Annotated in this window: 16 protein-coding genes; 10 read left to right on the forward strand and 6 right to left on the reverse strand. The window is 30.9% G+C overall.

Going from position 1 to position 21,157, the window contains the following annotated elements:
* The first annotated feature begins 100 nt into the window (after positions 1–100).
* Positions 101–2,707, forward strand: a complete 2,607-nt coding sequence (locus tag ABGB03_RS00835) for a T9SS type A sorting domain-containing protein (protein WP_347924026.1) — start codon at positions 101–103, stop codon at positions 2,705–2,707.
* Positions 2,708–2,791: 84 nt separating this feature from the next.
* Here the strand turns inward: ABGB03_RS00835 and ABGB03_RS00840 are convergent, their stop codons facing one another.
* On the reverse strand, positions 2,792–3,463 hold the full coding sequence (locus tag ABGB03_RS00840) for a class I SAM-dependent methyltransferase (protein WP_347924027.1): 672 nt from the start codon (positions 3,461–3,463) through the stop codon (positions 2,792–2,794).
* A 126-nt stretch (positions 3,464–3,589) separates the two neighbouring features.
* A complete protein-coding gene (locus tag ABGB03_RS00845; protein WP_347924029.1) occupies positions 3,590–5,653 on the reverse strand; it encodes a tetratricopeptide repeat protein in 2,064 nt (687 codons plus the stop codon).
* 154 nt (positions 5,654–5,807) lie between these two features.
* On the opposite strand from ABGB03_RS00845, the gene ABGB03_RS00850 reads away from it, so the two are divergent.
* From ABGB03_RS00850 to ABGB03_RS00860, 3 genes are all read left to right on the forward strand, one after another.
* Positions 5,808–6,089 (forward strand): hypothetical protein, encoded by a 282-nt coding sequence (locus ABGB03_RS00850; RefSeq protein ID WP_347924031.1) that lies wholly within the window; start codon positions 5,808–5,810, stop codon positions 6,087–6,089.
* A 306-nt stretch (positions 6,090–6,395) separates the two neighbouring features.
* A complete protein-coding gene (locus ABGB03_RS00855; protein ID WP_347924032.1) occupies positions 6,396–7,661 on the forward strand; it encodes an oligosaccharide flippase family protein in 1,266 nt (421 codons plus the stop codon).
* A gap of 110 nt (positions 7,662–7,771) precedes the next feature.
* On the forward strand, positions 7,772–9,019 hold the full coding sequence (locus ABGB03_RS00860) for a glycosyltransferase (protein ID WP_347924034.1): 1,248 nt from the start codon (positions 7,772–7,774) through the stop codon (positions 9,017–9,019).
* On the opposite strand, the gene ABGB03_RS00865 is transcribed toward ABGB03_RS00860, so the two are convergent.
* The 3 genes from ABGB03_RS00865 to ABGB03_RS00875 are packed head-to-tail and all read right to left on the reverse strand — an operon-like array spanning position 9,006 to position 14,832.
* A complete protein-coding gene (locus tag ABGB03_RS00865; RefSeq protein WP_347924036.1) occupies positions 9,006–10,529 on the reverse strand; it encodes a glycoside hydrolase family 2 TIM barrel-domain containing protein in 1,524 nt (507 codons plus the stop codon). The two genes, ABGB03_RS00860 and ABGB03_RS00865, sit on opposite strands and share 14 nt — an antisense overlap.
* Positions 10,523–11,743 (reverse strand): hypothetical protein, encoded by a 1,221-nt coding sequence (locus ABGB03_RS00870; protein WP_347924038.1) that lies wholly within the window; start codon positions 11,741–11,743, stop codon positions 10,523–10,525. Before ABGB03_RS00870 ends, ABGB03_RS00865 begins: the two co-directional genes overlap by 7 nt.
* A complete protein-coding gene (locus tag ABGB03_RS00875; protein WP_347924040.1) occupies positions 11,743–14,832 on the reverse strand; it encodes a hypothetical protein in 3,090 nt (1,029 codons plus the stop codon). Before ABGB03_RS00875 ends, ABGB03_RS00870 begins: the two co-directional genes overlap by 1 nt.
* A 178-nt stretch (positions 14,833–15,010) precedes the next feature.
* Here ABGB03_RS00875 and ABGB03_RS00880 point away from each other — a divergent pair, with 178 nt between their 5' ends.
* From ABGB03_RS00880 to ABGB03_RS00890, 3 genes are all read left to right on the forward strand, one after another.
* Positions 15,011–16,213 (forward strand): response regulator, encoded by a 1,203-nt coding sequence (locus ABGB03_RS00880; protein WP_347924042.1) that lies wholly within the window; start codon positions 15,011–15,013, stop codon positions 16,211–16,213.
* Between the two features lie 11 nt (positions 16,214–16,224).
* Positions 16,225–16,689, forward strand: coding sequence for a glycosyltransferase family A protein (locus ABGB03_RS00885; protein ID WP_347924044.1), 465 nt, complete (start codon positions 16,225–16,227; stop codon positions 16,687–16,689).
* Between the two features lie 97 nt (positions 16,690–16,786).
* Positions 16,787–17,365, forward strand: a complete 579-nt coding sequence (locus ABGB03_RS00890; RefSeq protein WP_347924046.1) for a PhnA domain-containing protein — start codon at positions 16,787–16,789, stop codon at positions 17,363–17,365.
* A gap of 1 nt (position 17,366) precedes the next feature.
* Here the strand turns inward: ABGB03_RS00890 and ABGB03_RS00895 are convergent, their stop codons facing one another.
* On the reverse strand, positions 17,367–18,218 hold the full coding sequence (locus ABGB03_RS00895; protein WP_347924048.1) for an AraC family transcriptional regulator: 852 nt from the start codon (positions 18,216–18,218) through the stop codon (positions 17,367–17,369).
* A gap of 138 nt (positions 18,219–18,356) precedes the next feature.
* Here ABGB03_RS00895 and ABGB03_RS00900 point away from each other — a divergent pair, with 138 nt between their 5' ends.
* The 3 genes from ABGB03_RS00900 to ABGB03_RS00910 are packed head-to-tail and all read left to right on the forward strand — an operon-like array spanning position 18,357 to position 21,140.
* Positions 18,357–19,283 carry a dihydrodipicolinate synthase family protein gene (locus tag ABGB03_RS00900; RefSeq protein WP_347924049.1) on the forward strand — a complete coding sequence of 309 codons (927 nt, stop codon included), beginning with the start codon at positions 18,357–18,359 and terminating at the stop codon, positions 19,281–19,283.
* 10 nt (positions 19,284–19,293) lie between these two features.
* Entirely contained in the window at positions 19,294–19,557 is a 264-nt protein-coding gene (locus ABGB03_RS00905) for a DUF1272 domain-containing protein (protein WP_347924051.1), read from the forward strand.
* Positions 19,557–21,140, forward strand: coding sequence for an aldehyde dehydrogenase (NADP(+)) (locus ABGB03_RS00910; RefSeq protein WP_347924052.1), 1,584 nt, complete (start codon positions 19,557–19,559; stop codon positions 21,138–21,140). Before ABGB03_RS00905 ends, ABGB03_RS00910 begins: the two co-directional genes overlap by 1 nt.
* Positions 21,141–21,157: the final 17 nt, after the last annotated feature.

Below are 21,157 nucleotides of genomic sequence, written 5' to 3' on the forward strand. Positions count from 1 at the left end.
TGTAAACTACAAACCAACCCTATTCAAAATGCTTTAATAGAAAATATGATAATAAAACTAAAAGAGGGAATAATTTTGCTAATAACCTATTAGAAATATAATGATGAATAAACTTTACACTTTAAAAAATAGAATCTTAATACTTAGCTCTATTTTAATTGGTTTAAACAGCCAAGGGCAAGACCTACCTTTCAATTGCGATTATAATGCATATTTGTTTCAGTATAATGATGTCTATGCTATAGATTTAGCTTCAGGCAATGCTTATGAAGTAGCAACAGATATTACAACAGGAAACATTAACGCAGCAGCTTATAACTCTGCGGATGGATTTATCTGGGGCTCATTAAGTACACCGTCAAAAACAATAGTACGTATTGGTAAGAATTTTGAAACCACAACACTCTATATAGATGAATTACCAATACATAATCGATATGTTGGAGATATTAGTACTGAAGGAATCTATTACTTAAAAGGAGGAGGTACAACATATTATAAAATAGATTTGAACCCCGATTCTGCAAATTACGGACAGTATATTGAAACCCTAAACCTTTCACAGAGTATAAGTCATCATGATTGGGCATTTAATGCCGTAGATAATAAGTTATATACTGTCGAAAAAAGCACTAATATTTTATATCGTATTGATGCAGAAACTGGTGCTATTGAAAATTTAGGCGAAGTCCCTATTTTATCTGGACTAAATTACACATATGGAGCTGTATATTTTGATGTCTCTGGGCGTTTTTATGTATCGGCAAATCAAACAGGAACAATTTATGTTATTCAAAGTGTTCAAGATCTAGATGGAGCTAATAGTATGGACTCAAATTTATTTGCATTTGGGCCATCAAGTTCACAAAATGACGGAGCACGTTGTCCAACAGCACCTGTGCCTCAAGAAATTTGTGACAATGGAATTGACGATGATGGTGATGGGCTTACAGATTGTGAAGACCCTTCTTGTTCTGGTTATGGTGATTGCGAGGTTATAGATCCTCCAACATCAGGCGGAAATGATGGTGGTTTGGAAAGCAACAATAGACTCTCAAACCAAATTAATCAAAGAAATTATAATCGCGCTAAAAACAGTTATAGTTTTGATAAAGCAAATGCGCGTAAAGTAAAGAAAACAGCGAAATATGCACAAAGAAATTCTAATTTAGAGTTTAAGTTACAAGATTTTATACCTCTTGATGTTATAAATGAAGAATATGCTTTAGAATCTACACCAACAGACTTATTGAATATAACGAATGCAACCGAAGTCTATTCTGTAGATTATATGATAAATACAAACACAGTAGCTTCAATACTAGCCTTAAAAACAGAAAATGGCGTGTATGAACACACAAAATATATCTGCGACCGTCTTTTAGGAGGAGAGCTGATATCAGTATCAACCATAGATATTAATGAACAAAGTTTTATTAAAAGCATCATTAGAAATACAGATAATACAGTTGAGTTTGTATTAAGTCTTTCAGCAAAAGAAGTTAATAACAATGAGAATTTTGCTATTGAGAGTCACTGGAACCTTGATAAATACGAAAGTGATGTTACATTTTATAATTTTCAAATCTGGTCTAATTCTTTAGATGATCTGCTATTACTAGGCGAAGAGGTAGTACGTTTATTAAATTCACAAAGACCTATTTCAAGTTATAATAATTCAACACCTCCAACAGTATTTGTTAGAAAAGGCAAATATGTTAATGGAAAACTAGACTTACAAATAATTAATACAAATGCAACAAGAGCAGTTACATTTGATGCTGGATTAAGAGAAACTGAAACTAGAGATATAATTAGTGAATCTTCTACAGTTAATTTAAATGAAAATTATATAACCAATTTAGAATATGACATAGGCAATTTGTTTGACATTGGTTTTAGAATTGGAGACGGCATTGCAACACCGGATGATTTGTTTATGTCTGACGGTCCATGGGGAATTGATGATTTTGCTAAAACAACAGTAATTAACTCCTATAACATTTTACCAAATTCTATAGATTTTGATACAGCAGATTTTCCAATAGAAAGAAACATAAATCTAGAAGCTACAACAAGTGAATATGTAGCGGCTTATAGAGCATTAACACCAAGATTCAATCCAGTAAATCTAACTAGTTATAATGCATTTAAATTAAAAGCAAAAGGAACAGGAAATCTACAAATTACGTTTATTAAAAAAGGCATTGACAATTGGGAAGATCAGTACAAGACTAATATACAGTTAACAGACACACTAAATGAATTTATAATACCGTTTTCGAAATTTAATAATTCAACATATTCCAATTTAGTACTAGATGATATTGTAACAATTGTGTTTACAATGGTCTCAAAAGATGGAAAAACGGTTACTAAAAACATGTTGCTGCAAGATATAAGTTTCACACAGAGTGAATCTTTAAGTATTGAATCTTATGATGCAGAAGGCTTAAATAGAATAATGGCAATACCAAATCCAATGAATACAAGTACGACTATTAGATTTATGTCAAACACATCTGAAACAGTACAACTTATAATTCATGATCAGTTAGGTAAAGTAGTTTATAAAACTAGTTATAGAACTGTTTCTGGTAAAAATGAAATAGAACTAAACAAACAACAATTAAGTTCAGGTTTATATTTTTGCAATATGGTTGGAGATAAGCATGTTTATAACCCTTTGAAGTTACTTATTAGGTAGCCTAATTAATAGTTTGTTTGTAGAGGCAAAAGAGAAATCTTTTGCCTTTTTGTTTTATTGTAATTTGTCCAAAGTAACAATGGTTTAAAAAACTTTATAAAACGTAGTAACTATAAGTCCTTTATTGTCACTTAATGGAATAGATAATAGTTGTTTACTCTCTTTTATTTTAAAATTAAATGGTGAAGCTAAAAGGTTTATGCCACTTTGTTTTTTTAGCCTTATTCCTTGCCCCGAAATTATATCTTTATTAGGTAAAAAGTCTTTAGAAGGTATATGTTCTGTTACAATCACATATTTAAAATGTGACAACTTTGTCAATATACGCTGTACTTCAGTATTTGATAAATGTTGGAGCACTTGTCTCACAATAGCACAATCGCCTGCCGGCAAATCGTCTTTTGAGATGTCTAAACAATGGAATTCTAAATTTGCTTTTTGAAATGCTTTTTTATTATGCTCAATAAGGTTTTTTACTATATCTATTGCATAATAAACTTTAGTGTGTTTTACTAATTCTTTCCCTACATTAAAATCTCCGCAACCCAAATCGCAAACAATTAAAGGGTTCTTGAAGGATGTTAAAAATGAAGTTAGGACATCTATATATAGATTTACTATTTCGGGATGATGTGATCCTACGCCTGAATAGAAAACGGTGTTTTCACCTCCCCAAAGGTTGTTCTCATAAACTTGTTGCATGGCATCTTTAGTTGGCCAAGGCTTCTTTATTTTTTTAGTACTATTGAGTTTCATAATCGTAAAAAAGTCCTGTGAATATACACTATTATGAAATAATAATACATTCAAAGCAAAGTAATATTAGGGCTAATAAATATCAATGTAAGTAGGATCCTGTAGAAGCGTATTGGGTCAATGGCTTTAATTTCTATAAACAGGACCATCAAATAAGCGCCACTTAAAACGCATACCTATTTCAGTATATGTAAAACCTGCGGCAGTAGCAGAAGCAATGTTGCTTCGTGTACCAAAAATATTTGCGATGCTACGTTCGGAGAACTTATATCCTAATTTTCCTTGAAATCTATAAGTACTTTGGCTATCTCCATCTTCTATATATTGCAATCCTGTTGCAGCAGTAAACTCATAAAACCAAGCTTTTGGTTTTGTAACTGCCTCATCCTTTATTAGGTTAACAAATACCTCACCTGCATTAAATCTTTCAGGGCTAAAATAAATATTTGGAACTTGATTTTTAAATGTAATGTATTGGTAGTTTAATCCAAACTTTAATGAAGGCTTTGTAAGTAAATTATAATATATGGAGGTAAATAGTAAGTTTCTTGTATTATCATCATTTTGTGAGGTATAGTAGTATTGTGTATACCAACCTAAATTAAAGTTAGTATTTACATTATAGTTAGCGTAAAAATTGTTTTGTACAATTTCCCTATCCAATAAATCAGCGTTAAAGCTTTGTATATCTCGTTTGTAACCAATACTTAAGGTTTGTAATTTAATAGATCTAATATTTAAGGACACGTCTGTTAATAATTGTGTATAATCATTGCTATCAGCTTTTGCTGAGGTGATGCCAGCGGTTCCTTTTATAGTAGTATTGGGTGCAATCTGATAAGATAAACCTAGAGAGATATTATTAGAAGTAGCACTATTGTTCGTTACAGTATTATTGGTAGATCTGTAACCGTAATTACCTAAAAGGCTAAACTTAGTTGATAATGGAAAGGCAACAGTGTTTATAAAAGAGAAAGCCTTATTATCACCATTGTCAAATGAACGTGAGACATTTGATTCTATGGAGGGTGTAAAGTGACTGTCTAATAGATTAATAAAGTTAATAGCATCTTTTTGGTTATTATAAATCTTTAATGTGTTTTTAACCCAAGTATAAGCTTCGTCATAATATCCTAATGCTTTTAAAGTATTTGCTTTCCCTAAATGACCATCAAAGGATGTGTTGTCATTTTCTAGTATTGAGTTGTAATCACTAAGACTCTTTTTAAAATTACCTTTATAAATATTCAATGTTGCTCTTAAAGCTAACACCCAGTTTTTATTAGGCTGTTCAGAAAATAATGTATCAATTAGAGTTTTTGCTGGTTTGTATTTTTTGTTCCAAATTAATGCTTGTATGTAACGCTCTGTAGTTTGCTTATTTGTACTTTTATCAGTAGCACCAGTTAAGCTATTATAGGCTTGAGTACTTAAGTCCAATGCCTTCTTTTCTTTATTGTTTAAGTGCGCTACCAGAGCCAACCCATTTAAGGCTAAGAGTTTGTTTTTTTGTTGTTCTGCCAAAGTGTTATATGTTGCTTTAGCATTTTCTAATTTATCAGTTATAAGATAAAGATTGGCAAGATTAAGTAAGGTGTCTTTGTCATCTTTAAAAAAACTTAAGCTTTTAATTAAAAGTACTTCTGCTTCATCATAAAGTTGTGCTTGTTGCTTTTGGTATGCATAACCTAAATACATATACTTTTTAGAGGTTAAAGCATTTGGATTTTTTGGAGAGACCACTAGAGCTTTGTTTACATATAAGAAAGCATTTTCATATTCTTTTAAATTAGATAATGTATTTGCATAGCCTAAAAGTGCTGGAAAACTATTAGGAGATTCAGTTACTAATCTAGCATAATACGTTTTGGCTTCTGTAAAGTTTTTGTTCCATAATAAAGACTCTCCATAATTTAGTTTTACTTCAAAGTCATTGGGGTAATCTTTTAATAGTCTTGTAAATAAACTATTTGCCTTTTTAGAGTCACCATTTAGCCCTATAGCTCTTCCATAACATAAACGTGCTGTTTTATTATCTGGGTAGTCTTGCAATACAGTTTCGAAAAACGATTCGGCTTTTTCGTAGTTACCAGTTTCTAAATAATTAAAACCTTTTTGCATGTTTTGGGCATTACTTGAAATAATAAGTAATAAAAGGAAACAAGTAATAAGTGTTTTTAAAGTCTTCATATCTGTTTGATTTGCTTTATTGCAAGTTACGGACAAAGACTACTTCACTCACCTACAGTAAACTACCATCCATCGAAATCAAAAGGGTATACATGGAGTTTGTGTAGATATTTGTGTCAGATACAAAGGAATATTAACTTAAAATATAATAATTATGGCACTTGCAATTAAAGAACATTTAGGAACACATTTTTTAGAAGGAAGATTAAATACTACTACTGCAGAAGACTTTTTAAAGCATTTTGAACACGTTATATCTATAAGAGGTAGAGCAACTATTAATATTGAAAATCTATCAGAAATTGATAAAACAGGTTTGTCTGCATTAAAACGCTTAATTATCAATAATGCAAGATATTTTAACAAAAATGTATGCGTTGTAGGTGTTGGATGTAAAGAGATTTATGATGACTTTAAAAGCTCTATAGCAGCTTAATCTTAAAGATTTAGTTATGAATTTACAGATATTAAATAATAAAGGTGTCTTTTGAAGTACATGACCACTTTACTGAAGAACACGCAGATAAAGTAAGGAACTATTTCAATGAATTACTTGATACGTATTACGAAATTATAATTTGTTTGAAACAGGTAAAACAAATTGATAACTATGGTATTAGTGTACTAGAATTCATTCTAAAAAAGTCTACTAAGCGAAGCAAAACAATTTTTGTTTTAGGAGAAAGGAATAATAAGATTAGGAATAAAATTAGAAAAGCGAAACTTTGCAAGATTTTTAAAAATGACTACTCAATCTAAAACTTTAAGAGTTAAGGTTTCTCAAGAACAACTATTTATGCTAAGTGTTTTAGTAGTAAATGGAGGAAACTATTTTTACAACCTTATTCTTGGTCGTATTTTAGGACCAGAAAAGTTTGCAGATGCGGCTGTATTAATAACTCTTTTGTTAATACTATCTTTTTTAGCAATGACTTTTCAATTGGTTACAGCAAAATTTTCAGCAGTATTCGACGAAGAAACATTTCAAAGATTCATTTCAAAGACTTATAAGAAGGCAATACTTACCGGAATTGGATTTGGGGTATTAACAATTGTATTTGCAAATCAGTTACAACAAATACTTAATACATCATCGTCAAACATGTTTGTTGTATTTGGTATAGGTGTGCCGCTTTATTTTTTAATGAGTATAAATAGAGGTGTTTTTCAAGGGAAAAAAGAATTTAAATTATTATCAATAACATATCAAGCCGAAATGTTGAGTAGATTGGTAATTACTCTCATCCTTCTTTTTCTTCTTAATATCCAATCTTCAATAGTAGTTGCATTAGGGATTCTATTCTCTTTTGGTTTTGGATTACTACCGTTTAAGTTTACCTATTTACAATTTAAAACAACTGGAATTATTGAAGTTGCTCAATCTAAAGTTATTCGTAACTTCTTTATTATTACAGCATTTTATGAGCTTACTCAAATCATTATAAATAATAGCGATATTATTTTGGTAAAGCATTACTTTGAATCTTATGATGCTGGATTATATGCATCATTGGCATTAATTGGACGAATTGTGTACTTTATTGCTTGGATGTTTGTAATGTTATTGTTACCTACAGTAATTCAACTTCAGAAGGAAGGTAAAGAAACAGCTCCAATTTTATTTAAGTATGTTACATATATTGCAACAATAGCTTCAAGTATTGTTGTTGTATGTGCTTTGTTTCCAGAAGCAACAATCAAATTATTATTTGGTAAGAACTATTTAGCAATGGCTCCTCTACTATGGAAGTATTCTTTTGCAACTGGGCTATTTGCTATCTCAAACATTTTTGCATATTACTACCTGTCTTTAGAGAAATATATTCCGGTTATTATCTCTGGAGTGTTTGGAATACTTCAGGTAGGGCTTGTTATTTTATTTCATGAAAGCTTAGAACAAGTGGTTCATATACAAATAGCGGCAATGGTTTTATTGTTAATTATTCAAGTTGGATTCTTTGTTTTAGACACAAGAAAAAGTAAAAAACATTTTTATGAGAATAGCTAATCTAAAGCTCTTTTCCACTCAACTACACTAAAAGGCATTCTGTCTAAAAACACTGATATTCAGTGCTTTAAATTGCAATTTTATAATGGAATCAATAAAAAATATACATTATGAAACTAGCAATTATCACAGCATATCCACCAAGTAAGGTAACTTTAAATGAATATGCATATCACCTAGTAAAACACTTTAGAAAAAAGCAAAATATTACTGAAATAGTATTATTAACCGACAAGACCGAAGGAGAAAAAGATGTAGCTTTTTCTCAAGAAGGGTGTAAAGTTACAATTAAAGAATGTTGGGAATTTAATAGTTATTCTAACATTATTAATGTTATTAAAGCAATTAATATTTCAAACCCAGATGCTGTACTATTTAATTTACAGTTCATGAAATTTGGAGACAAGAAAATTCCTGCAGCTTTAGGTTTAATGTTGCCCTTAATATGTAGATTAAAGCGTATACCAAATATTGTTTTATTACATAATATATTAGAAGAAGTGGATCTTGGATCTGCTGGTTTTACTGCAAATAGGTTTTTACAAAAGATATATGGGTATATAGGAACAGCTCTAACAAAGTTGATATTACAGGCAGATATTGTTGCTGTAACTATGCAAAAATATGTCGATATTTTGGAGAAAAAATATAATGCCAAAAATGTAACCTTAATTCCTCATGGGACTTTTGAAGTAACAATGAAACAGCCAGATTATAATTTACCAAAGGGGCCTTTGCAAATTATGACTTTTGGTAAGTTTGGAACTTACAAAAAGGTAGAGCCAATGATAGAAGCTGTTGAAAGAGTTAGACAATCATCTGGACTAAATCTTGAAATAGTTATAGCAGGAACAGACAACCCAAATGTACCAGGATATTTAGCTAAAGTACAAGAAGACTATAAGCATGTACCACAAATAAGGTTTACTGGTTATGTTGAAGAGCATGAAGTACCAACACTATTTAAAGAAAGCGCAGTAGTGGTATTTCCTTATACTTCTACTACAGGAAGCTCAGGCGTATTACATCAAGCTGGAAGCTATGGAAAAGCAGTTGTTATGCCAGATTTAGGAGACCTTGCTTTGCTTGTTAAAGATGAAGGATATAAAGGAGAGTTTTTTGAGCCAACTTCTGTAGACAGTTTAGCATTAGCAATAGAAGCATTAGTGACAAACGAAGCACATAGATTAAGCATTGCTAAAACAAATTATAAAGCAGCAACTGCCTACCCTATGGAGAGAATTACAAATATGTATTTAAATAATTTTAGTAAAATTATTGGGAAGGAAGCTATTCAAATACCAGTTGCTCAAAAACCTATTCAAGCACCAATTGTTCAGCAATCTACTGCTGCGTAGTAATATATTTAAACGCACTTTTTTTCTCTCCCTTTTTGTTAATGAACCCAAATTGCTTTTGAACATTTTTTTTCCAAGGAAGTTTGCCTACAACTTCCTTGGGAATATTTACAAAGTCATAGAGTGTCCAAGATACATATTGTAAATTATGTTCAGCAATAATTTTTTGAGCACGTTTATGATAATTTGCTTGATCTTCTTCTGAGCTCCCAAATGGATTCCAAAGACCATTATAGGATGATAATCCAAATTCACCCATAACAATTGATTTATTTGGGATATCTAGTTGTAGCGTTTCTATTGAAGCATCTAAATCGTCTAGATCTTCATAATAATGGAAAGAGACAAAGTCGACTTTGTCACTTAAAATAATTGCACTTTCTGGATTAGACCAGCCTATAGTTACTGGATGTGCTTTGTCTGTTGCTTTTATTAGAGTAATGATATTATCAAGCCAAGCAATAACTTTTTTTTGGCCACGAGACTTAAAATCTAAATTTGGTTCGTTTTTAACATCCCAAGCGATGAGTGCATCATGATTTTTTAAACTTGAAATTATAGTTTCTGCATGACGCATATTAAGGGTGTAGTTTATAACTGAATAGTCACCATAAAAATCGAAAAGAGTAACTATTACGCCAAGATTGTTAGCCTCAGCAGCATCTAAAACTTGTATTAACTTATCAATTTTATCCTGGTTGATTTTTGCTTTACCAAAGTCTTCATATTGCACAAATATTCTTACTGTATTTAATCCAGAGTTCTTAATAATTTTGAAGTCTTTTATAATTGTGTCTTTAGAAAACGCATTTCCAAACATATCCCAGGGTGTTGTTTGTGGGTAATAGTTTATTCCTTTTATATTAAGATTGTTAGAAGTGATAATATTGTTGTTGGTATTTTTTAAATCCTTAGTCTCAATTTTTATTTTATGTCTAATTCTCCAAAAGTCATCTTCTAGAAGTAGTATAATTTTATAGGTTGATACTTCAGTTGTTTCTAAAACAAGGGTATTATTTTTAAAAACTCGTTTATATTCAATAACATCTTTATCTGTAATCACAGCTAGTTGGCCATCCTCACTAAAAAACTCTAAATTCGGATGATGTTCGAGTGTAGTAGATTCAATATAGACACCTTCAGTTTTATTTAATTCTATTAAGTTAAAGAGATTTATGCGTGCATTATCAGTATAATAATCGTTAATGCCTTTAGTGGAATTAGTATTAAAAGCAATGTGTTGTATATACCAGGCATTTAGGTAGTCGTTTTCAATGTTTTTTAAGTTTTCACTATCCATTGGCCTGCCTTCATTAGTCAAAGAAGACCATTCAATTTTTGGCAAATATTGTTCAATTCTTTTTACTTCAGTATTAAGCATTGTACTTCTATCGGCTCCTGTATTTAAATAGCCAAATAGAACACTAATGCCAGATATAATAAGAGCAATTATTATAACATATGAAGCTATTAAAATAAAGCGAATTATATTTCTACTGAAACTTACCATAATGAGATCATATTAAAAGGTTTTTCTATCTCAGCAGTTTTAATAATAAATGTATACTCATCATTTTCGAATAAGTCTGGCTTTAGATTAAAATGAACATAGCCATCTATCGATTTTTTGTTAATTACATCTAAAAGAATATCGTTTTTGTAAATATTGAGCTTAACCTGCAATCCATCTGGGATTAGTTGTTTCATGAAGCTTTGTAAGGGACCAATTGTAATGAGCCTATTGTTTTTTGAAAATACAACATTAAAATCAGTTATCACTTGTTTATAGTTTACAGCTATTATATTGCTTTCAGCAATTCCATCAATAAAAGCTTTGATTTGCCATTGTGCACTATAATCTGGATGAATCATTCTGGCAGTAGCGATACCATTAATTGTTGTTCCAGACGTTTTTAGCCTATTACCTTTTTCATTGGTAATAAAAAATTCAACATAAGTGCCATCACTTACAATATTGTTTTGTTTGTCTTTAATAACAGAAGTTTCAAATGTTGTAATTTGATTACCATCAGCATAATTATGCGGTTGTTTAAAGGTAATAGTAAAATTTGTTGGTATTGCAGGGAAAACATTAATTGTAAACTCTTTAGAATTTGTATTTAGACATTCTGATGATGCTAGTATACGTCCACTTTCTTGTTTTGAATAGATGTTTTTATAAGCTATTAAGTGCTCAGTTTTAACTTCTTCAATAATTTCATTAGATAAAAACTGATACTTTGTATTTACAATGGTGTTTTTAGGTAATGGATTATCTAAAACATCAGTTGGAATTACAACTAACATGGCATAATCAATACCTCCTGCTTCAATACTAGGAGGTCCAATATATGTTTCCATAGTTGCTACTTCCTTTTTAGGGGCGATATTTATTTGACCAGAAAGCTCATCATTTTCAATGAGTAATTTCCAATATACTTTACCTATTTTGTTACTTATATGTTTTGGAATCTCATACTGAAGGATATTATTTGTAATTGAAGGAGAAATCAATATAGAACCATAACTATTAGTACAATATAATGGGGGTTGAGCAGAATTTGTTGCCGAAATTTTTAAAACAACGTCACTACCAGCTTCAAATTGTATTTGCTTAGTCAGTAACTTAAAACTAGAAACTTCAGTAGTTGTCTCTTTAGCAACATTAGAAGATGAAGAGATCATTAAAGTGAAAAGGAGTATGTATATAGTATTAAGTTGCATTAGTTTGGGTTTCCAATATATGAGTTGGTTTCAATTTTAATATAGCTAAAATGTGGGTGAATTATGTTTTGTAATTGCGAATTGAGATGATTCTCAATTCTATTTGGAATAATTTTATTGGAGATGTCTTTATTTGGCAACCCATTTACAAAAACATATTCCATATTATCATTAATAATTGTTATAGCCCCATTATTTGAGAATTTATAGTTGAAGTCTTGTTTTCGCTGTTGTCTAATACCTTTTTTTACAAATAAATGATCTACCCATACAATGGTTTTATACTCATTATAATAGCTCACTAAAAGTTGAGGAACAGTTATTTCTTGTGTTCCACTATTAAATAAACTACCTGTAGCACTATTATTATGAATTTCAAAATCACTAAGTACAATGCTTTTATATAAATCTAAACCAGATACATTACCTGCAGCTTGTATATTAAACTTTGTTGGTTGCTCCTCAAGCTCGACAGGAGTAAATTCATCTGGATTAAAGGTATTAGGAATTTGATCTTTAGTTTTTGACCAAGCAATTCCTTCAAAATTTATTTTGAATGCACTAGTTTCTTTTGGCATTAGTTTGTGTTTTACATGATATTTAGCATTATAACTTGCTAATTCTTTGTCATTATCGTTATATAAAGCCCCTTTTAATACAACATCTGCAGGAACATTATCTATGTTTTGTATTTCACCAATGATAGCATAGCGATTACCATATTTAACAAGCTTAGCAGATAGCACCTCTAAAACGGGTTGCTTTAATACATCTTCATGGTAAGTTTGCTCAGTAGTAATGCGTCTTCTGCCTTGATTAAAATAAGCTGTAGTATTGTTTGAGTAGAGCTGGTCTGGAGGTAAATCTGTATCTAAATCTTCATGCTCCAAATACCATTTTCCATGTTTTTTAGACAGTGTTTTATATTCTATTTTGTTTGTTTTTTCAAGAGGAGTAATCCAATTAGTAGTTGTTTTTACTGTTGCTAAATTATCACTTAAATTAATAATCTCTGTTTCAATAGCATCTAATTTAGCATAACTGTTTAATAACCCATCGGTCACTGAAATCTCAAGCATATATTGAGCAATTGTTACATCTTCTTTAGGATTGATAAGGCTATAAGCAGTTTCAAATTCTTTAAGGTCTAGAGCATTATAATAAGCGATTACTGTATTTTCAGGGTTACGATGGGCATCATTTTTTATATAGAATAGAAATATACTGTAAAGTAGTAACCCAGTTAGAGTGATTGACCATAGATGACTGAAATTCAACACTTTTTTCGAGAATTTTAAATATTCTTTTTTAAAGGTAAAATAAGCTGGAACTTCCTTAACCCTTGTTTTAAGAGTATTAATCCAAATCATTTGAATGTTTAGCATAAAAGCAATTAGTACGGTTAACAGTGGAATAATCCCCCAAACAATTTTTTGCCAAATTGGAACATCATTTTTTGGTAAGATTGATGAAATTGGAGGAACATTTAGTCGTTCCCAAACCTCAATACTATTTTCTAATTGTTTTAATCGCTGCCAACCACAGAAGTATAATATTGGATCATAAAATTTATCGTTCGAAAAAATATACTTAAGATTATACTTTTCAGGTATTGTTAAAAATTGTTGAAGTGACCCAATTCCAGCTACTCCTTTAAATTTAGAATTCTCTAAACGTTCAATAGGACGTGTTGTTAACTCTGGCAATCGTCTAGCAGAGTGATAATTACCATCAACAGTCATCGCATTAGTTTGAGCACTTAACCATGCCATTTGGTCGCCAAAACCTAAAGTTAAAAAGCGCCATTTATCATGATCATCTTGATTTAGAAAGTTCACAATAGGCAGCATTTTTATTTTCTGCGGCTGTGAAGGTCTAAAATATCCCAGACTAATTGTAAAAATGGTCATAACTATAAATAGTACTGAAAGAAAACCACCAATTATTCGATGATACACAGCTCCATATTTTAATTGGATAAGAGCTTTTAAATCACCTTGTACAAAACGATAGGTAAATTCACCTAATAGCGGCAAAGAAATAATAGTAGCCCATAGCGTAAAACGATCTAAGGTTAAAATATTAAATGTTGCTTCTCCTAAAATCATTTTTGGAATTGAAGTGGTGCCTCCGGCTCCTAATAGAGTGAGCAGCGTTATTGATAATCCAAAAAATAGGTAACGTTTACTAAAGTATCTATAGAAAATATAAGGGACGAAGAAAAGTAAGGCTCCCCAAGGAATTATAAAAAACATAAGCCCAGAAGAACTTATTTCCAAAAAATTATCTCTTGACCCATGAGGTATTGGAACTTGTGTTATTGGATTACTTTTAGAGTTAATCCAATAAGGCAGAATACAACCTATAATTATAATAAGAGATGATAATCCAAATATGGTTATTCGTTTAAAAAGCTTCAAAAAAGTTTTAAGAAAAAGTTTAAAAGAAACATCTTTCATAGAAGTTGTTTTCTCTTTCGAAGCATCCATAATAACCATTCCAATTACTGGAAAGATAAAAAATATCATTCCAAAAATTGGTGTCACATGATGTGAGGTTACTGTTACTGCAATTAAAGATAAAGATGTTGCTAAGTGCCAATATTTTCCGGTTTTTAGCCATAAATAAATTTCTGGTAGAGCATGCATTAAAATAGATATGCCTATAATACTGGGCAGTTGCCCAAAAATATGTAACGTTTCTACAAAAGATGAAGAAAAAACGGCTAATATAGCAGCATACCCTGCAGCAATGCGATTCCCTATGATGAGTAACGAAAGCCTATAAACTCCAGTAATAAATAGGATAATACTAATTAGTGCTACTATAAATAGCCCAAATTTTAAACCACCTATTAATGATAGTAAAGCAATAGATTGGTGTACTAGAGGTGGATAACTCATAACTGAAAAACCAGTATACCACTTATAATTCCAAGGCTCAAACCAACTATTTGCATAGTGATCTGCGAAGAATAAATGTATTAATGCATCATAAGAGCTTTCCAAAGTAAAGAAAATGGAACTTCCATGAAAGGCAAGTCCAAAAAGGAGTGCAGCTATAAGATATTTATTAATTCTTTTTTTCATCTAGGGTTATACTTTTTTTTGATATTGTAAATATATACAATAAAGATAATCAGGTATTTATAAGTCGTCTAAAGCAACCTGCTTTTCATCTACAGTAAATGTATGATTAGCTAAACAAACAAATTTTGAGCGACTACCAGAGTACTTTTGAAATAATGAAACATCAAAAACACATATTATGAAAATTTTAGCTATAGATGACCAACAGTTAGTTTTATTACCATTAAAAAAGAGATTAACTGAACTAGGTTATATTGTGAAGATTGAAACAAACTCAGTAAAAGGAATAGATTTATATAATTCTTTTAACCCAGATCTAGTAATTGTAGACATTAATATGCCTAATATTTCAGGTTTAGAACTGATTAACTTCATTCGAGTAACTAAAAAATCTCAAGTACCAATAATGGTTCTATCTGGGAATACTAAAGATGTTATAATAACAAAGAGTTACGAATTAGGAATTAATGATTATATGAAAAAACCATTAAGCCTCAATGAAGTTTGTACTCGAGTAAAACAATTAATAGGTGTTCCAATTACAACAAGCATAATGTCGTTTAACAACTCTGTTATAATACAAGAGAGATGTGTTGGAGTTGTAATACCATGTTATAATGAAGAAAAGAGATTGTTAAGTGAAGAATTTACTGGTTTTATAAGTAAAAACTCTGGTTATCATTTATGCTTTGTAAATGACGGAAGCAAAGACGATACATTAAAAGTATTGCATGATTTACAAAAAGGAAAAGAAAACTTCATTACGGTTTATAATTGCGAAAAGAATGGAGGAAAAGCAGAAGCTGTACGTCTAGGAATGTTACATATGGCTCAAAAGAATGATCTTGATTATATAGGTTTTTTAGATGCAGATTTATCTACAGATTTAGCAGATTTTGATGATTTAGTAACAACTATTGCTCAATCAGAATTTAAAATTGTAAGTGGTTCTCGAATTTCTAGAATGGGAGCTAATATTACTAAAGAATCTGCAAGAAAGGCTATAAGTCTAACGATTAATTATATCATTAGAAAAATTTTATCAATGAATTTTAGGGATACCCAATGTGGAGCTAAAGTTTTTAGAAAAGATGTAATTGATATTGCTTTTAGCAAAAAATTTATAACAAAATGGATATTTGATGTGGAAATATTTAAACGAATGGCACATCATTTTGGATTAGAACAAGCAAAAGAATTGCTTTATGAACAACCATTAAAACGTTGGATTCATGCAGACGGTTCTAAATTATCAATAAAAGATTCGTTAAAGATAATTTTTCAATTAGCTCAAATTGCTTGGGCTTATAGAAAGAAAATTAAAAATAAAAGCCCGCTGCAGACAACCAAAATAGACTTAGTAGAATTAAATAACGCTTAAACTATATATCAATGAAAATAGGAATTATAATCATATTCCATAATCATGAGAAAGAGATTGATAGGTCATTCATAATTAAGCATATAAAGAGAGTAAATAATATAGAATTTTGTTTAGTAAACAATGATAGTAAAGATAATACGTATAACATCTTGAAAGAGATAAAAGAAGCTTGTGAAAATGTTTCGGTTGTAAATATCAAAACTTATAAACCTAACATTCCGGCAGTAAAAGCTGGAGCAAGGTATATGTTTAGTCAATATAGATTAGATTATTTGGGGTATGTAAATGCAAATTTACTGAACTGCCAAGAAGCACTCAATAATGTTATCTTAGGTATTGAAAAAAATAAAGAAGCAATAGCAAACTTTAATTCTAAGGGTACTCAACAAGACGAAATAAAAAAGATATTATATAAAAAGTTTTTTTCTGTGGTGGATTATTTAATAATACTTAAATTAAAGGAAGCAGCTTAATAATCTTTAATACTAAATATAGCTAAAGGAATAAATATCTAAGACCTAATACCCAGTGACAATTCATATATTTGTCTACCTTAAATGATTTGTTAAAATGAGCGTATTACAAATACTAATAGAAAGAAGTAATAATACATGTGAACTATGTACTTCTAAGCATGAATTGAAACAGTATACTATTCCACCTTCTTTAAATGAAAATGTTGCTAATGATTTATTGGTTTGTAAAGTATGTTCAGATCAAATAGAAGAAAAAGTAGATATAAATCCAAACCATTGGAGGTGCTTAAATGACAGTATGTGGAGCGAGCATATTGCTGTACAAATAATGGCTTGGAGAATGTTACAAAGATTGCGTAATGAAGGTTGGCCAAAAGATTTATTAGATATGATGTATCTTAATGATGATGCTTTAGCTTTAGCTAGAGCAACAGGTGAAGACAAAGACGCATCGGAGAAAATAATTCATAGAGATGTTAATGGTGTGATTTTAGAAACAGGAGACAATGTTGTATTAATTAAAGATTTAAAAGTTAAAGGGTCTAGCTTAGTTGCTAAACAAGGAACTGCTGTTAGAAACATACGTTTGGATCGTGATAATGCTGAGTATATAGAAGGAAAAGTAGGGCCAACCCAAATTGTAATAATTACGCAATACGTTAAAAAAATATAACTCAGTTTAAGGTTTTTATTTTTCGATACTCTGAAGGAACTAATTGCTTAATCATTTTAAATTGTCTGTTAAAATTAGAAATATTATTAAATCCAGATTTGTCGGCAATCTCAGCAATAGAGAAATCATTATTTGCTAATAATAATTTACTAGCATTTTCTACTCGTAATTCGTTTAAAAATCTAAAATAAGTTTTGTTAGTTCTTTTTTTAAAGTATTTGCAAAAGGCATTTTTTGTCATTGCAGAAACTTTAGCAACATCGTCCAAACTAATTTGGTGATGATAATTTTGCATGGTAAAGTCCATAATATCTCTCATGCGTTTACCTTCACTATCAGTATATTTTTTATCATATATAAAAGAGGATAAAGGTTGGATTTTGGATTTGGAAAGAGCTTTTAAAACTTCCAGTAGTAATATAAAACGCCGCAGCTTACTACTTTCATTTAGTTGCTTAAAAAGCGTTTCAATTTTTTTTGATTTTGGAGATACCTTAAAACCATAATTTACCTTTTTAAAAAAAGGTCTTAGTCCCCTTAATTCTTCCAATTCAAAAAAAGGTGAACCAAATGCATCATTTGAAAAAAAAAGGGTCAACATTTCCGATCGGATATTAGTACTTGTGTCGCTTTTAAAAACATGAGGTAGATTACTTCCAAGGGCAATTACATCGCCTTTTTTATAGTAATTAATAGTGTCTCCAACCACAAGAGCGCCTTCGCCTTCAGCAATAAAACTCACCTGAATTTCTTCATGTTGATGAAACTTATCATAGAATATTAATTCCTTATCTTCTTGATAAATTAGAGCGTCATGCTCAGGTTTAGGTATTTGAAAAGGTAATACTTTCATCGCATGAATATATGCAAATAATATTCAAAAATTTATTAATTATAACATTTTAGGATAATATAATATGTATTATGGATAAGAACTCATTATTTTTATTTTAAAATCTGTACTATTTTTATCAAAACAAAATTAATTACAATGAGTTTAAAATGGGAAGGCGTAATGCCAGCAGTAACAACAAAGTTCACGAATGATGATACTTTAGATTTGCAAATGTTTGAAACCAATATCAAAGCACAATTAGATGCTGGAGTCCACGGTATTGTGTTAGGAGGAACTTTAGGTGAGGCAAGTACCTTATTAGATGAAGAAAAAAGCATTCTAACACAAGAAACTGTAAAAATAGTTAATGGAAAAGTTCCTGTGTTAATGAATGTAGCTGAGCAATCAACTAAAGGTGCAATAGCTGTAGCTCAAAAAGCTGAGAAGGATGGTGCAAAGGGATTAATGATGTTACCTCCAATGCGTTATAAAGCTGGAGACACGGAAACCGTAGAGTATTTTAAGGCTGTAGCTAATAACACCTCATTACCAATAATGATTTATAATAATCCTGTGGATTATAAAATTGAAGTCACCTTGGATATGTTTGAAGAACTTCTAAAATGTGATAACATTGAAGCGGTAAAAGAGTCTACTAGAGATATATCTAATGTAACTAGAATAAAAAACAGATTTGGGGACAGATTAAAAATAATGACAGGAGTAGATACTGTTGCTCTTGAGAGTTTATTAATGGGAGCCGATGGATGGATAGCAGGTTTGGTTTGTGCTTTTCCACGAGAAACTGTTGCTATTTACGAACTGCAAAAAGCAGGAAGAATACAAGAATCAATAGAAATTTATAGATGGTTTTTACCGTTGCTAGAGTTAGATATTAACCCTAAATTAGTACAAAATATCAAACTAGCTGAAGTAGCCACAGGAATTGGAACAGAGAATGTACGTGCACCACGTTTACCTCTTTTTGGAGAAGAAAGAACAAAAGTACTAGCAATTATTGCTAAAGGAATGCGAACTAGACCAACATTACCAGAATATAAAAATTTACAATCGCTAATATAATAATGTAAATATGTTAGAAATAAGACCAACATGCGAACATTGCAACAAATCATTGCCACACGATTCTAGTGATGCAATGATTTGTACGTTTGAATGTACCTTTTGTAAAGATTGTGTTGAGAGTGTATTACAGCATGTATGTCCTAATTGTGGAGGTGGTTTTGAAAAACGTCCAATTAGACCAAAAAAGTTATTAGAAAAATATCCAGTTTCAACTAAAATAGTGCATAAGCCTGTCGATGTTGAAACTCACCTAAAAAGAATAAATCAATAATGATTACAGGAAAAAATTATATAGGAAATCAACTATCAGCCAAAGGAAGTAAAACGTTTAAAACATTTAACCCTTTGTTGAATATTGAAAATGAATGGGAAATCACTGAGGCTTCAAACAATGAAGTCAATCAAGCAGCAGAATTAGCTGCTGAAGCTTTTAAAACCTATTCTAAAATTTCAGGAATAAAAAAAGCTGAATTCCTTAGAGCAATTGCAGATGAGATAGAAGCTCTTGGAGATTCATTATTACAAGTGTACTCATCTGAAAGTGGATTGCCAAATGGAAGAGCCATGGGAGAAAGAGGAAGAACACTTGGGCAATTAAGAGCGTTTGCAAATCATATTGAAGAAGGTAATTGGGTAGATGCATCAATTGATACAGCACAACCAGATAGAAAACCGCTTCCAAAAGTAGATTTACGTAAAATGAATGTGCCTTTAGGCCCAATTGTAGTTTTTGGAGCATCAAACTTTCCATTCGCATTTTCAACAGCAGGAGGAGATACAACAGCAGCCCTCGCAGCAGGATGCCCTGTTATTGTAAAATCGCATCCAATGCATGCAGCAACAGGTGAAATGGTTAGTAGCGCAGTGATTAAGGCTGCAGAAAAAACTGGCATGCCTAATGGTGTGTTTTCTAATTTAAATTCTAGTGGAATAGAAGTTGGACAACAATTAGTAATGCATCCTAAAGTTAAAGCAGTTGGTTTTACTGGGAGTATTCGTGGTGGAAGAGCATTATACGATTTAGCTGCAAAACGCGAAGAACCAATTCCAGTATTTGCTGAAATGGGAAGTATTAATCCAGTTGTTATTTTGCCACAAGCATTAAATAATAGAGCTGAAGCAATTGCTAAAACGTATGCAGGCTCAATTACTTTAGGAACAGGACAATTTTGTACAAACCCAGGTTTGATTATTGGTGTAAAATCTGAAGGGTTGACCAGTTTTGTGAATACTTTAGCTGAAGAAATTGTAAAAGTTGAACCGTCTTGTATGTTGCATCCAAATATTGCTGGAGCATATGAAACCAATAAATCTAAAGCATTATCACAAAGCGGAATAAAAGTATTAGCTGGTTATGAAAATGATGTAGAACCTAATTATGCTAGACAAGTTGTGACAACAGTTGAAGGGGGTACTTTTTTAAATAATCCAACGTTACATCACGAAGTATTTGGACCATTTTCGTTAGTCGTACAATGCAAGGATGAACTCGAATTAGAAGAAATTATTTCTAATTTAGAAGGGCAATTAACAGGAACAATAATTTCAGATGATAATGAAGTAGCAAAATACTCTAACCTTGTTAATGCGCTTCAAAATAGAGTTGGACGTATTATATTCAATGGAGTTCCAACTGGTGTTGAGGTGTGCCCTTCTATGCAACATGGAGGGCCTTATCCTGCATCTACAGATAGTCGTTTTACTGCAGTTGGTGTAGATTCTATTAAACGATTTGTAAGACCTTTTAGTTTTCAAGATTGGCCTAACAATTTGCTTCCAGACGAGTTGAAAAATGAAAATCCGTTAGAAATTTCAAGAACGGTAAATGGTAAGCTTACGAATCAAAAAATATAATTATAAAAAGAATATTT

Origin of the sequence: Pontimicrobium sp. SW4, assembly GCF_039954625.1 — a bacterium.
Lineage (GTDB): Bacteria > Bacteroidota > Bacteroidia > Flavobacteriales > Flavobacteriaceae > Pontimicrobium.

What these genes read in the sequence shown, in the direction of transcription:
- ABGB03_RS00835 (WP_347924026.1), top strand. Translation starts at nt 101, where the DNA reads ATGATGAATAAACTTTACACTTTAAAAAATAGAATCTTAATACTTAGC.
- ABGB03_RS00840 (WP_347924027.1), bottom strand. Translation starts at nt 3,463, where the DNA reads ATGAAACTCAATAGTACTAAAAAAATAAAGAAGCCTTGGCCAACTAAA.
- ABGB03_RS00845 (WP_347924029.1), bottom strand. Translation starts at nt 5,653, where the DNA reads ATGAAGACTTTAAAAACACTTATTACTTGTTTCCTTTTATTACTTATT.
- ABGB03_RS00850 (WP_347924031.1), top strand. Translation starts at nt 5,808, where the DNA reads ATGGCACTTGCAATTAAAGAACATTTAGGAACACATTTTTTAGAAGGA.
- ABGB03_RS00855 (WP_347924032.1), top strand. Translation starts at nt 6,396, where the DNA reads ATGACTACTCAATCTAAAACTTTAAGAGTTAAGGTTTCTCAAGAACAA.
- ABGB03_RS00860 (WP_347924034.1), top strand. Translation starts at nt 7,772, where the DNA reads ATGAAACTAGCAATTATCACAGCATATCCACCAAGTAAGGTAACTTTA.
- ABGB03_RS00865 (WP_347924036.1), bottom strand. Translation starts at nt 10,529, where the DNA reads ATGGTAAGTTTCAGTAGAAATATAATTCGCTTTATTTTAATAGCTTCA.
- ABGB03_RS00870 (WP_347924038.1), bottom strand. Translation starts at nt 11,743, where the DNA reads ATGCAACTTAATACTATATACATACTCCTTTTCACTTTAATGATCTCT.
- ABGB03_RS00875 (WP_347924040.1), bottom strand. Translation starts at nt 14,832, where the DNA reads ATGAAAAAAAGAATTAATAAATATCTTATAGCTGCACTCCTTTTTGGA.
- ABGB03_RS00880 (WP_347924042.1), top strand. Translation starts at nt 15,011, where the DNA reads ATGAAAATTTTAGCTATAGATGACCAACAGTTAGTTTTATTACCATTA.
- ABGB03_RS00885 (WP_347924044.1), top strand. Translation starts at nt 16,225, where the DNA reads ATGAAAATAGGAATTATAATCATATTCCATAATCATGAGAAAGAGATT.
- ABGB03_RS00890 (WP_347924046.1), top strand. Translation starts at nt 16,787, where the DNA reads ATGAGCGTATTACAAATACTAATAGAAAGAAGTAATAATACATGTGAA.
- ABGB03_RS00895 (WP_347924048.1), bottom strand. Translation starts at nt 18,218, where the DNA reads ATGAAAGTATTACCTTTTCAAATACCTAAACCTGAGCATGACGCTCTA.
- ABGB03_RS00900 (WP_347924049.1), top strand. Translation starts at nt 18,357, where the DNA reads ATGAGTTTAAAATGGGAAGGCGTAATGCCAGCAGTAACAACAAAGTTC.
- ABGB03_RS00905 (WP_347924051.1), top strand. Translation starts at nt 19,294, where the DNA reads ATGTTAGAAATAAGACCAACATGCGAACATTGCAACAAATCATTGCCA.
- ABGB03_RS00910 (WP_347924052.1), top strand. Translation starts at nt 19,557, where the DNA reads ATGATTACAGGAAAAAATTATATAGGAAATCAACTATCAGCCAAAGGA.